Consider the following 14,391-nt stretch of genomic DNA (forward strand, 5'->3'; position numbering starts at 1 on the left):
TACCGCGAGGCGTCAGGTCACGGAAGCCGTCGAGCACAGGCATGCCTTTTCCCGGCCCCGTCGCTCGGCGTCGCTTCCGCTCTCTTCATTTTCGAATGTGTAGCGAATAGTGAACGGTTTGTTCGTGATGAAGAGGATGACGCAGTCGCTTTCCTCGGTCGCACCGTGATACATCGTCATCCCCTCGGGGAACCCGACGAAGGACCCCGGGCCGAAGTCCCCCTTGTGGGTCCGCAGGGTCCCGCTGAGCACATACATGCCGTGCGCGCAGTCGTGGGTATGCCATGGGTTGATGAATCCGGCGTCGTAGCGCAGAAGCATGCAGGACATTCCGGTGTCGGGATCTGCCGTGAACGGCTTGAGCGTCAGACTCCTGCCGAGCTGTTCGATCGGCAGCTCCAGCCAGTCCATCGAGTTGGAATCGAAGACCTCGAGCTCATATCGTCCGGGTTGGCTCGACATGCTGATTACTTCCTCTTCATAGGTGTTGTGCCAGTATGCGCGTCGAGAAAAGACCCGCGCGGACCTCAGCAGATCGGGACAGCGACGCACCGTCCGTCCAGGCCGCAGGACGGACGGTACGAATTGGTCGGGGCCCACGAACAGGTTCCTCGCTCCGTGAGTGTGTGGACACGCCTGGCGCCTCGCCGGACTTGTCGGTGACGGTGAACATTCCGCCTGCTCGACCGGATTCACGACGCACTCCGGCATCAACCCTCGGACCACACGGAAATACGGAGATGCGGATAAGCAGAAAAGCGGAGACAAACGAGGGGGCGGGCGCCCTCGCTGCCCTCCTGGCAGGAACTCGTCGCATCGTGACGGCTCGGCGCGTGCCTGCCCGTCGGGGTCACTCGGCGTTGCCGGTGGGGAAGAAGACCGATCCGTCGCTGCCGACGCATCCGCCCTGGACGGGTCCCGGCCCGAAGGTACCGTTGACCTTGCCGGTTCCACCTCCGGGGTTCGATCCGACTCCTGCCCCGCCGGCTCCGAATGCGCCGCACGTGTAGCTGTTGGAATCGCCCGGGTCGTTATCGAACTGAACCTGCGTCCCTGGTGTGTTCGGATCGCCGTGCATGTGCGGAGCGGCCGCTGCGACGCCCGGAGCCGTGAACAGGGCGATGGCGGCCCCTGCGATGACCGCACGCCTGGTGATCGTTGTCATGGTGGTCACTCTCGATTCGGTTTCAGCCGACACCAGTGCGGGAGTCGTGATTTCCTCGCCGGCCGGGCGCGTGGAGCGCCGTCACCTGGTGATGGACCCATTATCGTCCCGGGCTGGACGGCGAGATACCCCTGATGTACGACCGATCAGAGGCCCCCCGCGGCCGATCTCGACTTCGAGGGCATCGATCCGGCGTCACACGGTCGCCGCCGTAGTCGTTGCCGCCGCGCTCCGCTCCTTGGTGCTGGGAAAGCTCAGCGGCTTCGCGAAGGGAAACGCGACCGTCTTCTGCTTCGGCGGCACGGCGCCGTTCTTCTTCACCGGCAGCGTGGCGGTGAAGAAACCCAGTTGGTCGGTCCCCGGGGCACGGCCCCTGGCTGGTTGTTCCACCGGCCAGGGTCGATCTACCCGGTGAATCATTGCGTGCTCGGGTCGGCGGTCAGGTCGTCGGTGTCGGCGAAGACCAGACGCCCGTCGTCGAGGGCGACCGCCCACCGGTGCAACGGCGCCCAGGCGTGCCCGCGCTCGTCGGTGTCGGTCAGCTCGGCGTAGTCCTCGATGATCCGACCGGTCTGGTCCGCTTCGGACGGCCGGCGCACCAGCACCCGCGCGCCCGCGCAGAGCGGACCGGGTTCGGGTTGCGGCTTGTGTTTCTTCTCGGGCATCGGTCTGCACCTTCCGCTCGCACCGACCCGGATCATAAGCACCTCGCCGACGAAACCTCATGCTCGACGCTGTCAGGGGGCACCCAACGATCGACAACGATCCGACCCGGGCTCCTGTGATTGCCTCGGCCAACGGCGGTTCCGGACCGCCGGGAGGACCGCAGGGACCGGCGCTGACCGCAGATTCGGCGTTGCGTGCGGGTTCGTGCGGGCGGGCATACTCGTTCCCGTCCGCGCGCCCCGCGGGCGGCGATAGCGTTGTGTGCAGTACTGCACTCCGGGCCCAGGCGAGGGCCCGTGAGCGTTCCGAGTCGAGGAACGGGATGTGAGTCGCCATGGTGGAGCGAACGGGTGTGCGTCTCGAGGTTCTCCCGATTCCCGGTCGGCCTTGTCTCGGCCTGATCACCTTCGACGGCAAGGATCGTGTTCTGGAACCACCCGGCCGGGGCCGTGGTCGGCTGGACCGTGCTGCTCGCCCTCTCGCGCTACTGCTGCTCGAGATCCTCGTCCGGCCCGTCGTCGCGCGGGCCCGGCAGCACGGCGATGAGGCGGTGCCGGCATGACGTGGGCGCTACCGGCGATCGCCGCGATGTTGCTCGCCTATTCGGCGGTCTCCGGCCGGATCGCGGGCACCCCGATCACCGCTCCGATCATCTTCACCGTCGGCGGCCTGATCCTCGGCGCGAACGCGTTCGGGTTGATCGATGTGCACGCCGGCGCCGAGGTGGTGAAACTGCTCGCCGAGGTGACGCTCGGGCTGGTGCTGTTCTCGGACGCCTCCCGGGTGAACCTGCCCACCCTGCGCGCCGAGATCTCGCTTCCCGCCCGACTGCTCGGCATCGGCCTGCCGCTGACCATTGCGGCGGGTTTCGGCGCCGCACTGGTGATACTCGGTGACCTTGCCTGGCCGGAAGCGTTGCTGCTCGCGGTGATCCTCGCCCCGACCGACGCCGCCCTCGGGCAGGCGGTGGTGACGCTGCCGATCCTGCCGTCGCGGGTGCGGCAGGGTTTGAACGTCGAGAGCGGGCTCAACGACGGGATCTGCGTGCCGCTGTTCCTGGTCGTGCTGGCGGTCGCGGAGGCCGAGGCCGGCGCGATCGGCGGCGGCGCCGGCGCCCGCCTGCTCACCGAGCAGATCGGGTACGGCGTCCTCGCCGGCGTTGTGGCCGGGGCGATCGCCGCCGCGCTCCTGGTCACCGGCGCCCGCCGCCGCTCCCTCGACCCGTTGTGGGCGCAGATCATTCCGGTGACGGCGGCCGCGCTCGCCTACACCGCCGCCGTGCCCCTGGGCGGGTCCGGGTTCATCGCCGCGTTCGTCGGCGGGCTGACCTTCGGCGCGGTCCGCCACCGCGCCACCGACCACCACGAGGGCGGTGGTACCGGTGGCGAGGCCGAGGGAGAGGACGAGGAGGCCGACATGCTCGACGAGGCCGGCGACGTGTTCAGCGCCGTGACGTTCATCGTCTTCGGTGCCGTGCTGCTCGGTCCCGCGCTCGGGCATCTGTCCTGGGCGGTGCTCGGCTACGCGGTGCTGAGCCTGACCGTCGTCCGGATGGTCCCCGTCGCGCTGTCGCTGATCGGGACGCACCCGCGCGGACCGACCGTCGCCTTCGTCGGCTGGTTCGGCCCGCGCGGACTGGCCACCATCGTCTTCGTCATCCTCATCCTCGAAGAACCGGACGAGCTGCCCCACGAAGGGCTGCTCGTCACCACCGCCGTCATCACCATCGCGCTCTCCGTCCTGGCCCACGGCCTCACGGCCGCACCCTTGGCCGACCGCTACGCCGCCTGGTTTCGGCGTCACCCCCGCCGCGAGGACCAGCCCGCACCCGGCACCCCAGCACCCGGCACGCCAGGATGACGACGGGGACATGACGATGAGCGACAACCGATCCGCCGCCCCCGACACCGCGACCGGAACCCGCCGCTGGTGGGCGCGGGCGGCGTTCGCACTGGCGATCCTCGCGGTGGCGGTGCCGCTGGTGTCCGCCGGTCTACTCAGCGCCGTCGGGAGCCTCCTCGTCGGAGTCGGCGGCGTCGTCGTCATGGTCGCCGCCCTGTACTGGTTCCTCGCCAGTCGCGGTGTGCTGCGCTGGATCTCGCTGGCGATCGCGATACTGTCGCCGATCGTCGTGCTGGTCCTCTTCATCGGCGCCCATCTGCTCGCCGAGGTCGTCGCCTCCATGGTTCTCGCGCTCCTCACGGTGCCCTGCGCCCGTGCCGCCCTGCGCGGACGCACCTCAACCACCGTCCGCGAGGTGCCCGCCCCACCGGTACGGCGTCCGGTGCTGATCATGAACCCGCACTCCGGTGGCGGCAAGGTCACGAAATTCGATCTGCAACGCAAGGCCGAGGAACTCGGCGCCGAGGTGGTCCTGCTCGAAGGCCCGGGCACCGTCGACGTCACCGGCCTGGCCCGGCAGGCGGTCGACCGCGGCGCCGACCTGCTCGGCGTGGCCGGCGGCGACGGGACCCAGGCCCTCGTCGCGGGGGTCGCGGCAGAGAACAACCTGCCGTTCCTGGTGATCAGCGCCGGCACCCGCAACCACTTCGCGATGGACCTCGGACTCGACCGCGCCGACCCGAGCCGGGGTCTCGACGCCCTCCGCGACGGCGTCGAGCTCGCCGTCGACCTCGGCCGGATCAACGGCCGCCCGTTCGTCAACAACGCCTCCTTCGGGGTCTACGCCGAGGTGGTCCGCAGCCCCGCCTATCGCGACGACAAGGCCGGGACGGTGCTCCAGATGCTTCCGGACCTGCTCGCCGGACAGGCGGGTGCCCCACTCGTCACCCGGATCGGGAACGTCACCGTAAGGAACCCGCAGGCGGTACTGGTGAGCAACAACCCCTACGGCACCAGCGATCTCGCCGGTCTGAGCCGACGGGAACGGCTCGACCGCGGCGTCCTCGGCGCCGTCACCGTCTCGGTCGCCAACGCCCGCCAGGCGGTCGGGCTGCTGCGCCGCGCGAACGTTCGGGGCTTGACCCAGCACACGACCACCGAGGTGATTGTCGACGCCGACACACGGCAGACCCCGGTCGGCGTCGACGGCGAATCCCTGCTCCTGACCACCCCGGTGCGCTGCACCATCGAGCCCGGCGCCCTCCGGATCCGGGTACCCCGCGACCGCCCCGGGGTCCGCCCCGCCGAACCCACCGTCGACTGGGTCCGGATCCGCGAACTGGCCTGGCACCGTCAGACCCCGCCGTTGCCGACGCAGGGAGACCAGTCATGACGGCCGAGCAACACGACGAGTGGATCGACGGGCGCCGCTGTCTCGGTCTCGACGTCCTCGCCCGTTCCCGCGGCGACAATGCCGCCACTACCGAACCCAAGCAGGAGGTGGCACCCGGAGCTCACCGCATAGCCCCACGAGGAGTCACGCGACACCTCGTACACCACGTCCTGGGACTTGACCAGACGGAATTATCCGGCGACTCGGGTGGTCCGGCGCCGGCGCCGGCGACGCGGTGGTGTGTCACCAGTGTGACTTCGCCGGTTGCACCAACCCCACACACATGCGGTTGGGGACCAACGCCGTCAACCGCACCGAATGCCACCTACGCCCGCCGCAACCTCGCCAGCCCCCTCGCCGATGTCCGCGGCCCCCGCCGGCCGCACCCGCGCCATCGCCGCCGCCATCCGCACCCGGACTCGCCTGCGGCGAAGCCACCGACAGGATCGAGGAACGGATCAGGTGTGCCGAAGCGGCCGGGCTGCCCCTGACCCTCTGGTGAGTAGACCGGAACGGCGACGTTGCGGTCGTGCGGGGGACGACATCGTCGACGAACACCCCGTCCTCTGCGAGCGCCGCAATCCCCGGGAGTAGCTGGGGCAGAACAATGGTGATGAGGATGGTCGCGGGTTGCCGAGGCCGGTTGCCCGATGCACTCGAACGGGGTCAGAGCCGAGTCCCTGATGATGCGCGGCGAAGGCGGCGTGCCGGGCAGGTCGTCGCGCGCAGCAGCTGTTGTCCGACGCCTCGGACGAGGCGTATCTCACCCGCAACGGGTGAGACACCGCGCCGGCACCAAGCCCTAGGCTCGAAAAGGGTCGGGTGGCCGGCGATCGGTCCCTCGATCACGGTTTGTCGCGTGGAGCCTCTCACCGATCCGTCCCGGCAGATGCGGGGGTCTAGTCCACATCAGGTTGTCGAGAACGAGCTCATGGCTGGACAAACGAGGAGCCGCTGGGGAGGTCCTCCGGGGCTGTATTTGAGAGTCGCCCGATCTGCTCTTCCCACTGCTGTCTTTAGAAGCGAGGGTCAACGGTGGGCTGCCGAACAGCCTGCGGCGCAGTACGAGTCAGGACCGGCGCAGCAGTTCCCGCCGCAGCCGGCGGCCCCACCGGCGGTGGGGGTCGACCGGATCTCCGCTCTGAAACAACTCGGCGAACTCCGCGATCACGGGGTGCTGACCGATCAGGAGTTCAACACCGAGAAGGCCGGGATCCTGGCCTCCTAACCGCATCATCGAGTGGACGGAGCACCGCTAATGGACGGCTTCTGGGATTTCTTCTGGTTCGTCACCGTCACTTTCCTGTTCGTGGCATACCTGATGGTGCTGTTTCAGATCATCACCGACCTGTTCCGGGACCACCAGATGTCCGGGTGGCTCAAGGCGATCTGGATCGTCTTCCTGTTCGTCGTCCCGTTCCTGTCCGCGCTGATCTACCTGATCGTGCGGAACGAAGGCATGACCGAGCGGTCCGCGGCGGCCTTCGGTCAGGTCAAGCAGGCTCAGGACAGCTACATCCGGGAGGTGGCCGGACAGTCCCCGGCTCAGCAGATCGCGGATGCGAAGGCGCTGCTCGACTCCGGCGCGATCACCGAACCGGAGTTTCAAGCGATCAAGTCCAAGTCACTGGTGTAACGGCGGCGCCGGTCCCGGTTCGGCCCCTGGGCTGGGCGGCGCGGCGGCGGTCCTGGCGGTGTTTCCACTGTTCGCCAGGCCGCCCGATTCCGTTCGGTCTTCGAGGGGGAACGATTCGCATGAGCGACGCCACCAGGCATACCCGCATCGAATACGACGTCGACGGATTGAACTGGAGAACGCGGGCGTTGTGTCGGGATGGTCACTTCGACCAACTTTTTGTACGGGGTGCAGCCCAGCGCAAGGCCGCGCTCCTGTGTCGGCACTGCTCGGCGCTGTAGCCGTAGTGCCGCAGGACCGTCGCGGCGGTGGCGCTGGAGCGGGGGATGTGCCCGGAGTAGCCGTCCCAGTCGTTGGCCAGCTCGGCGATCTGGCCGTTGCCGACGCGGTGATGGTTGCGGTCGGTCAGCAGCGCCGCCCGCGTCGGTGAGCACATCGCGGTGGTGTGGAATCGGTTGTAGGACACCCCCTCGGTGCTGATCCGGGTCAGGGTGTCGGTGCGGACCTCGCCGCCGAAGGTGTCCGGGAGTCCGGGTCCGGCGTCGTCGATCAACACGATCAGCACGTTGGGTGCGTCCTCGGGCAGTCGGCGTTTCTTCGGCCGCGGCCGGTACACCGATTCCTGCATGGTGCGTCCGGCGATGCTGCCGGACGGGGGTGGGGGAAATGGCAGCGTGTCGCCACCGGGGATCGGATCGGCAATGATGCCCATCGTTCTGCCCTTTCGAAGGCGTACCAAGATTTGGCGCCGTGACCCAGACCTGCAGCGCCGTCTGGCACAAACAATCACAGCGAATCCGTCGGTCCCGCGATGATCCTTTGCGGACGGAAGAACCCACGCCGGCCCGTCCCGATCACCGGCCGGCGACCCGAACTCGCGCGCTGGTGCGGGGGCGGTCTCAGTGAGGACGTCATGGCGGCGGCAGGCGATGCAGGTCTGGGTCGACGCGCCCAAGGGGGGCCGGCGAGCGGCCGGGCGCCATACCTATCAGCTGATCGGTGAGGCTCGGTGACGGGAGGGAAGGGAGTCGCCCCGCAGATGATGCTCGAGGTCGATTTTTCGCGGCCGCGGGCGTGTCCGAGCCTCACGGACCGAGTGGTCCTGGCGGCGTGTCGTGGTCAGTGGCCGGTGAGGGTGCGGTCGGTGTCGATGTGGACGTCGAGGTGGACGCCGACCTTGCTGCCGAGGTTGACCAGGGCGTCGAGGGAGAACTTGCTCAGTTTGCCGCGGTGCAGGTCCGAGATCCGCGGTTGGGTGACGCCGAGGTTGTCGGCGGCCACGGCCTGGGACCAGCCGAAGCGGTCGATCTGTGCGCGGATCGCGGTCATCAGGTCGGCGCGCAGCTGCCGGTTGTAGGCCTCGCCGGGGGTGTCACTGATCGCCTCCCACACGGAGGTGGTTTCGGTGATGTCTTTGTCGGTCATGATCTCTCCTGTGCGTATGCCTGGGCTGTCTTGTAGCGGCGTCGGCCGAGGTCGATGTCTGCGTTCGAGGTCTTCTGTGTCTTTTTGTGGAAGCAGTGCAGTACGTAGATCGCCTCGCCGAACTGGGCGACGTAGAACGTTCGGAAGGCGCCGTCCGGAGTGCGGACCCGGATCTCGCGGCATCCGGGCCCGACGTCCTTCATCGGTTTCCAGTCGTCCGGATCGAGCCCCTGTTGAGCCCGGCCGAGTTGGTAGCCGAGATCGTCCTGTGCGGCGGCGGGCAGATCGCGCAGGTCGTCGAGTGCGCTACCCACCCATCGGATCGGTTTCTCGTCACCTCGGTTCACCTCCCCAGGTTATATCAGTACGAATATATGCTGTTGTGTGAGGTGGAGGCGCGAAGGTGTTGCGCGTCGTTGAAGGTGACGACGACGGCGTCATTGAGGTTGACGACGATGCGGTGCGAGAACGGCCCCGCTCGGGGGTGGTGGGCGGGGCCGTGGTGGGCGTGGTGACGGGGTGGTCGTCAGGTTGACGCGGTGGTGGTCGGGTTGATGCGGGTCGGGTTCAGTCCGCGGCGATCTCGCTGATGGCGATGCGGGCGGCCTTCTCGTCGACGATGGCGTGGTCGGCGGCGAAGGCGGCGGTAAGCGCGTGCAATGCGAGGTTGTTCACCGCGCGCGGGTGTCCGCGTGAGGCGCCCACGGATGAGCCCGATCGCGTCGTCGGAGAACAGGGGGTCGTCGCGGCCGGCGATGCGACAGTGGTGACGGATGTAGTCGGCGGTGTCGGCTGCGCTCATCCCGGCGATCGTGTAGCGCACGGCTAGGCGCTGGTCCAGGGCGGCGAGCACACCGAGTCGGAGGCGGTGCCGCAGGGTAGGTTGGCCGACCAGCACGACCGCGAACGGGGAACGAAGAGTCCCGCTCGTGGTTGGTGAGCAGGCGGATCGCTTCGCGCCGGTGGTTTCCGATGCGTTGCTGCTTCCGGTTCATGAGATGAACCCGAAATCGCTTCCGCAGCAAGTTAATACAGACAGCGAGGCGTCTGTGTCGACTGCCGCTCGATCGGGCACGGACGTGGCCTCGATCACCGAGATCGTCGGTGCGGCGCGGGCGATCCTGGTCACAACGAGGCGGAGGCGCTGAACGCCGTCCTGGCGGGCGGTGGGCCCCGGCACGCCCACAGGGCCGTGTTCCGGCTCCCAGGCAGGCCCCCAGCGGCGAGCCCTTCGGTTCCTGATCCGGCCCCGATCCGGTCATGATCGGGACTCCGGGAGCAGGCAGAACCTGGACCGGGAACCGGCACGGCGGTATCAGCGGCATGGTGGAGATGCTGCCGTGGCCTGCGTGCGTGATGCGGGGGGTGTGGTCCTGCTGCTCGTGGGGTGCAGTGATCGCTCGATCAGCGGCACGAGCGGATAGGTGCAGACGCGGGAGCTTCCCGATCGGTGAAGCAGAATGGGGTGCCATGGACGATGTGGAGTTGGTCGAGCAGGTGCGGCGGCGGTGGGAGCAGGGTGTCCCGCCGAAGGTGATCGCGCGTGCTCTGGGCGTGCGGCCGTCGGTGGTGGCGCCGTTGGTGCGACGAATCGCTGCCGAGGCCGACGCGTCCCGAGGATTGGGGCGGGTGCTGGGGTGCTGGGTCAATTGCGGCTGGAGTGTCGGGCTGGGCCTCGAGGGGCATCCGGAGTGGGCGGAGTTGGATGCTCCCGCCGGTGAGGCCGAAGGCTTCGCGCAGGTGTTGGTGGCACGAGAGGGACGGCGTGGTCGGGCGACGCTGCGGGGCTACCTGGCCGACGTGCACTGTCTGGGGGTGAAGAACACCCGTGACCCCGAAACCATGGACGCGGGCAGGATCCCCACCGCCGTCCGCAGGTACTATGCGGCGTTCGACCGTCCTGCGGTGGAGATTCCGATCGAACTCGGCCGTGAACTGATCCTGGGGGCGGCGGCGTATGCGCGCGGGCTCGGTTTCGAGCCCGCGGCCGCGTTCGATGGTGATGCCGCCGCGTTCCTGGGTGAGTGGGCCGGGCCGGGTCGGATCGAGTTCGGGAGGGACGGTCAGCCGTTCTACCTCAACGGGCCCTACGACAATCCGGCTGCTGTCATTGCGACCCTCGAGCGGTCCGTGGGTGCGGGGAACTTCCACTTCTCGGTGGCCGCGGGACCGATGTGACCGCCGCGGACAAACCCGACGTCGAGGGGAACGCCCGACTTCATGGGCCGTGAGCCGAGCACCAGCAAACGCCGGCACGCGAACGGCAAGCGCCGCGACCAGCCGGACACCACAGACGGACCGGCATCGGTGTTCGATGGGATCGTGGTGGGCGAGCGGCGGATGTTCGTTGTCGGCTGCGCCGCGGGCGGCGCCCCGTCCGGGTGTTTCGAGGACGAGTCGGACGACGCATTCGACGGTGTCGCCGCCGATCCGTTCGGCTGGCCCGGCGCGGGCCCGGGCCGGTCGGCCCATCCTGTCCGGCCCACTCGATTCGACCCCGGTCCTACATGTGCGCTCTCGACGCCGGCACCCACATTTCGGGTGTGGCGGTGCCGAAAGTACATGTCGAGACCGGATTTCGGTTGGTCCGGCGGGCCTCTCGGATCTACTACCGGACCCGAGCGATTGCGAGTACCCCGCTCAGTAATCGGGATGACCGATCACCTCTACCGGTGGCTGGTTCGCCGGCACCGGACCTACCTACGTCCTTATTGGATGCCCCGATGGCTGAGATTGTCCGCACGCCGATAGGCCCGCACGCCGATCCGCACCCAGCACATCGACAAGGCTCAGCTCAACCAACCAAGCAGGGCTCTGTGGCCACGCGGGCCGCAGCATCGGCCACGCGCCACCATCCAGCCCGATCAGAACGAGCGAACCGTAGTGGCAGAACGAGCAGCTCGGGTAAGAAAGAGGAGCAATGGCGGTCAGGGGACAGTACCCGCCGCCGGCGGTTACGAGGCCACCTGCGGCGTCCCCATTAGGGTCTCAAATCCGGTGACCTATCGCCGCAGCGCTCTGACCTGCTGAGTCGGACTTGTCCACGGCTATGTCACCGACGTTTGTCTCAGATTCGTGGCATTTCTGCGGCAACCCCACGTTGTGGCACGGAAGTGGCTCCGTTTCCCGTCGCAGTTAAGCACCGAGTTCGGCACACTAGGGGCATGGCGGATCAGCAACAGGAGCAGTCGTGGTCGGCCCGGTACGTGTCACTGTTAGCGGCCGAACTAGCCGCCCGCGGCGTGCACTACCCGGACGAGATGCTGGCGGTATTTGTCGACAGAAACGCCGCCGCGGTCGCCGCGATCGCCGGTATCACTGAGCGCGACGCCCAGCTGACGATCAACGCGGACGCCGTTCCTGCGTGGGCGGACATGTTTGCGGGGATGGCAGCCGATTTCACCGCGGACGTGGACGTCGCAGAGGTGCCGCTGGTGCGTATCCCGATGGCGACGGCGGCGAAAACGTCGGCCGCCTTGAGCGAATGCCACGCAATGCTCGTGTACTTCATCGAAACGGAACAGGAGCTGGCCTCCGTCGACGGGGGCAGCACAGACGTCCTCAACATGCTTGTCGCCCAAGGAGACACAATTTCTCGGTTGTCGCGGCACCTGGCCACCGTGATCGCCGATGCGGCGTTCACTGCCGGTGATGTCCTCGTTGAGGAGGACTTCTACGAAGCGGTCCTCGAGGTTCTCACCGAGATCATCGAAGGCGACGACGCCGAAGCTCACGATCAACTGCTCCCCGGTTGGTATTGCCATGACTGGCGTGACCCCGATCCCCTCGCAGGGCCGTGGGAGTCGTGTGGGAACCCAGCGCACTCGCTCACCGGGATACTCGACGCGGCGGTCACCGAACTCCACGACACCCACATCCACGTGGAGTAGCCAACGGCCGTTGGGGAACAGGGAACCAAGGACGTTATGGGCGATGGCGAACTCATCGAGAACCTTGTCCGCCGTCCGAGTGCGGTTCGACTCCGCACCTTCGTGGCCCTGATCGTTGCACCCGGTGACGCAGCAAGCCGTGATTGAACGGCCGTGTCACACCCGAATGGCGGATCCGCCATCGCTCCGGATCAACCGCGAGATTCCGCCACGAAGAGCGATTCCCTTGCTTATGACATTTCGAGACGCTGCGACCTGCGCGTTCATCTTGGGTCTCACGGCTATGGCGACCGCGATCTGTCTCAACTTGGTGGCATTTCTTCAGAGGACAATCTCGCTCCCACCAGCTGGCCGTGTCCCATGGTTCCGGGGCGTTTGTGCGGAGTTCGCCCGGGGCAAACGGGAACGCGCAGCTCAGAAAGTCTCGGTCCACGCCCCACTTCCGGAACGTGCCGATCACCGCACGAACCCAAGGTTCCTGTTACGGAGCGGTATCTAACGGCCACGCCGCCGGTTGGTCAGGATTTGACGAAGTGGGCGTTGATCATGACGTGGGTGGCGAGGCGGGCACAAATTTTCGTGTAGGTCAGGCCCCTCGTTATAAACGCGCACAGCCCCTCGACGTTAGTGGTGGGGAAGGCAAGACTATAAGCACTGAGTGGTCCGCATCGATCCCAGCCCAGAACCCCAGCCCAGAGAGGGGCACTGCCATGCAGTCCGACGAACCTAACCAGGAGCAGAGCCTGCGGAGCGACCAGATAGCGCTTTCGCGCCGCACAGTTGTCGCCGGTATCGGCGCTGCAGCAGCCGCCTTGGCCGCTGGTAGCGCGCTGTTCGGTAGAACGCGCGCGTCAGCTGCGCCCGGGCCCAGCGCCGGCCCAGCTGTGAAGCCCGCGGGTGCACCCGTGAAGACCGGCAGCGTTCCCGTCGGCAACGTTCCCGTCGGTGGCGGCGCGGTGCTCGGCGATGCTGTCGTCACACAGCCCAGCGGCGGTGACTTCCGCGGGTTCTCGTCGACATGCACGCACGCGGGGTGCACCGTCTCCGACGTCTCCGGCGGTACCATCAACTGCCCGTGCCACGGCAGCAAGTTCAACCTCGATGGGTCTGTGCACACCGGTCCAGCGTCCGCTCCGCTCGCCCCACGGAGCGTCTCCGTTCAGGGTGACTCGGTCGTAGTCGGCTGAGGTATGTGACCACTCGGGGACCGACCGCTTCCCTTGTTGTACTCGCGGATGCCCGTTCGGCCACATCTCTCCGATGATGCCGTTGGCGGACGCGGCTCTCGCGATGCCCCATCGCGTCACGTTCGCCACGGGCGCCGCGTTCGTGCCGACGCTGCGCGCGCTCGGTTTCGACCTGGCAGGCAGGAATCACTACAGAGGCGACGGCTGCTGCTGCAGTGCGGTTTCGCGATTCGAATCCGGAGTCAGGTCCCGACTGAGGGATCGGGATGACCGCGTTCGTCGAGGTGGGTGGGATACGAACCGGACCCGACCTGTTGCCGATCGTTGTCCGGTCATCGCTACTGCACCACCACCGAGGACTACGCTCTGACGGTCATCGACGTGTCGGGAGTTGGGGCAACTGTGTCGACGTGGACGGGGAGTCCCGGACAGACGGTGCGACCCACCGCGACCACCAGCCTGCCTGTCGATTCGATCAGCGTCGAGGTGCGGGCCGGGGACAACGATCAGGTCCTGCTCTCAACGGTGTTGTGAGCAGTGGCGTGTGCGGGCCCTGCCGCGTAGAACCCGGATAGGCGATGACCTCGTCATCCGACGGTCAAGTCGCCGTGCATGTTCGGATGGTACGTGCAATGGAATGGGTAGGTTCCGGGTGCCGACGGCACCGTCAGTGTCGCGGTCTCGCCGCCCTCGATCGCGACGTCGAACGCGCCGCCGGTGTCTGCGGTCATCGTGTGTTCGGCCGTGTCGCTGTTGCGAACGGTGACCTGCGTGCCGGGTGCCACCGTGGCGGGCACCGTGTAGGCAAATCCCGAGATGACGATCTCGTTCGCTCCCGCCGCCACGGCCCCTTCCGATGACGGCATCGACGTCGTGTCGGTGATCGTCGGGGTGGGTGCGTAGTCGACGGTGCTGCCGCCGTCATTGCTGCAGGCGGTGAGCGCACACGCGGCGACGACGGCAGGCCCCAGCAGAGCTGTGGAGAGCTTCATACCCGATACCACGATTCATCGGCCCATTCCGTTCACTAAAACGCGTGCGAGAAATTTCGCCCGCCCCGGGAGCTGTTCGGCACGGGCAGGGTCATCGACTGCCGGCGGTGACGCTGTGGCAGCACTACGGGGATGTTCCGCAGCCGCGGGTGTATCCGCACGGCTCGTTCACTGCCGGCGGTCGGTGCTTGACGG

General features: G+C 67.4%; 17 protein-coding genes and 3 pseudogenes. 11 read left to right on the forward strand and 9 right to left on the reverse strand.

Going from position 1 to position 14,391, the window contains the following annotated elements; genetic code table 11:
* Positions 1 to 12: 12 nt before the first annotated feature.
* From CJ177_RS44390 to CJ177_RS44400, 4 genes are all read right to left on the reverse strand, one after another.
* Positions 13 to 600: a cupin domain-containing protein gene (locus CJ177_RS44390; protein ID WP_218835203.1), complete on the reverse strand. Its 588-nt coding sequence runs from the start codon at positions 598 to 600 to the stop codon at positions 13 to 15.
* A 250-nt stretch (positions 601 to 850) separates the two neighbouring features.
* Positions 851 to 1,165 (reverse strand): hypothetical protein, encoded by a 315-nt coding sequence (locus tag CJ177_RS44395; RefSeq protein ID WP_095871001.1) that lies wholly within the window; start codon positions 1,163 to 1,165, stop codon positions 851 to 853.
* A 195-nt stretch (positions 1,166 to 1,360) separates the two neighbouring features.
* Entirely contained in the window at positions 1,361 to 1,555 is a 195-nt protein-coding gene (locus CJ177_RS47845; protein ID WP_179443463.1) for a hypothetical protein, read from the reverse strand.
* Between the two features lie 26 nt (positions 1,556 to 1,581).
* Positions 1,582 to 1,830 carry a hypothetical protein gene (locus CJ177_RS44400; RefSeq protein WP_095870934.1) on the reverse strand — a complete coding sequence of 83 codons (249 nt, stop codon included), beginning with the start codon at positions 1,828 to 1,830 and terminating at the stop codon, positions 1,582 to 1,584.
* Positions 1,831 to 2,165: 335 nt separating this feature from the next.
* Between CJ177_RS44400 and CJ177_RS44405 the strand changes: the two genes are divergently transcribed.
* The 6 genes and pseudogenes from CJ177_RS44405 to CJ177_RS49015 form a co-directional block, all read left to right on the forward strand.
* Positions 2,166 to 2,393 carry a hypothetical protein gene (locus CJ177_RS44405; protein ID WP_095870935.1) on the forward strand — a complete coding sequence of 76 codons (228 nt, stop codon included), beginning with the start codon at positions 2,166 to 2,168 and terminating at the stop codon, positions 2,391 to 2,393.
* The gene (locus tag CJ177_RS44410) at positions 2,390 to 3,691 is read left to right on the forward strand and encodes a sodium:proton antiporter (protein ID WP_095870936.1); all 1,302 of its coding nucleotides are present in this window, start codon (positions 2,390 to 2,392) and stop codon (positions 3,689 to 3,691) included. Before CJ177_RS44405 ends, CJ177_RS44410 begins: the two co-directional genes overlap by 4 nt.
* Before the next feature lie 16 nt (positions 3,692 to 3,707).
* The gene (locus CJ177_RS44415) at positions 3,708 to 5,066 is read left to right on the forward strand and encodes a diacylglycerol kinase family protein (protein WP_095871002.1); all 1,359 of its coding nucleotides are present in this window, start codon (positions 3,708 to 3,710) and stop codon (positions 5,064 to 5,066) included.
* A 931-nt stretch (positions 5,067 to 5,997) separates the two neighbouring features.
* On the forward strand, positions 5,998 to 6,294 hold the full coding sequence (locus tag CJ177_RS44425; protein WP_143548821.1) for an SHOCT domain-containing protein: 297 nt from the start codon (positions 5,998 to 6,000) through the stop codon (positions 6,292 to 6,294).
* Positions 6,295 to 6,324: 30 nt separating this feature from the next.
* Entirely contained in the window at positions 6,325 to 6,702 is a 378-nt protein-coding gene (locus CJ177_RS44430) for an SHOCT domain-containing protein (protein WP_095870937.1), read from the forward strand.
* Positions 6,703 to 6,821: 119 nt separating this feature from the next.
* Positions 6,822 to 6,980, forward strand: a pseudogene (locus CJ177_RS49015) (WhiB family transcriptional regulator); the annotation flags it as partial.
* Here the strand turns inward: CJ177_RS49015 and CJ177_RS44440 are convergent.
* The 4 genes and pseudogenes from CJ177_RS44440 to CJ177_RS49020 all read right to left on the reverse strand — a co-directional run.
* Positions 6,977 to 7,414, reverse strand: a pseudogene (locus CJ177_RS44440) (sulfatase-like hydrolase/transferase); the annotation flags it as partial. The pseudogenes CJ177_RS49015 and CJ177_RS44440 overlap by 4 nt on opposite strands.
* Before the next feature lie 407 nt (positions 7,415 to 7,821).
* Positions 7,822 to 8,127: a helix-turn-helix domain-containing protein gene (locus tag CJ177_RS44445; protein WP_061043273.1), complete on the reverse strand. Its 306-nt coding sequence runs from the start codon at positions 8,125 to 8,127 to the stop codon at positions 7,822 to 7,824.
* Positions 8,124 to 8,474: a type II toxin-antitoxin system RelE/ParE family toxin gene (locus CJ177_RS44450; RefSeq protein WP_095870938.1), complete on the reverse strand. Its 351-nt coding sequence runs from the start codon at positions 8,472 to 8,474 to the stop codon at positions 8,124 to 8,126. The genes CJ177_RS44445 and CJ177_RS44450 overlap by 4 nt, the downstream gene beginning before the upstream one ends.
* 220 nt (positions 8,475 to 8,694) lie before the next feature.
* Positions 8,695 to 9,101, reverse strand: a pseudogene (locus CJ177_RS49020) (ExeA family protein); the annotation flags it as partial.
* Between CJ177_RS49020 and CJ177_RS44455 the strand changes: the two are divergent.
* The 5 genes from CJ177_RS44455 to CJ177_RS44475 all read left to right on the forward strand — a co-directional run bounded on the left by CJ177_RS44455 (position 9,057) and on the right by CJ177_RS44475 (position 13,738).
* Positions 9,057 to 9,275 (forward strand): hypothetical protein, encoded by a 219-nt coding sequence (locus CJ177_RS44455; RefSeq protein ID WP_095870939.1) that lies wholly within the window; start codon positions 9,057 to 9,059, stop codon positions 9,273 to 9,275. The pseudogene CJ177_RS49020 and the gene CJ177_RS44455 overlap by 45 nt on opposite strands.
* A gap of 322 nt (positions 9,276 to 9,597) precedes the next feature.
* On the forward strand, positions 9,598 to 10,305 hold the full coding sequence (locus tag CJ177_RS44460) for a hypothetical protein (protein WP_095870940.1): 708 nt from the start codon (positions 9,598 to 9,600) through the stop codon (positions 10,303 to 10,305).
* A 986-nt stretch (positions 10,306 to 11,291) separates the two neighbouring features.
* Positions 11,292 to 12,017 carry a hypothetical protein gene (locus CJ177_RS44465; protein WP_095870941.1) on the forward strand — a complete coding sequence of 242 codons (726 nt, stop codon included), beginning with the start codon at positions 11,292 to 11,294 and terminating at the stop codon, positions 12,015 to 12,017.
* A 905-nt stretch (positions 12,018 to 12,922) separates the two neighbouring features.
* Positions 12,923 to 13,204, forward strand: a complete 282-nt coding sequence (locus CJ177_RS49685; protein WP_373560089.1) for a ubiquinol-cytochrome c reductase iron-sulfur subunit — start codon at positions 12,923 to 12,925, stop codon at positions 13,202 to 13,204.
* 288 nt (positions 13,205 to 13,492) lie between these two features.
* Positions 13,493 to 13,738, forward strand: coding sequence for a hypothetical protein (locus CJ177_RS44475; protein WP_179443464.1), 246 nt, complete (start codon positions 13,493 to 13,495; stop codon positions 13,736 to 13,738).
* 53 nt (positions 13,739 to 13,791) lie between these two features.
* Here CJ177_RS44475 and CJ177_RS44480 read toward each other — a convergent pair whose 3' ends face one another.
* The gene (locus tag CJ177_RS44480) at positions 13,792 to 14,196 is read right to left on the reverse strand and encodes a cupredoxin domain-containing protein (protein WP_095870942.1); all 405 of its coding nucleotides are present in this window, start codon (positions 14,194 to 14,196) and stop codon (positions 13,792 to 13,794) included.
* Positions 14,197 to 14,391 lie beyond the last annotated feature (195 nt).

This window comes from Rhodococcus sp. ACPA1 (assembly GCF_002300195.1).
GTDB classification, from domain to species: domain Bacteria; phylum Actinomycetota; class Actinomycetes; order Mycobacteriales; family Mycobacteriaceae; genus Rhodococcus_F; species Rhodococcus_F opacus.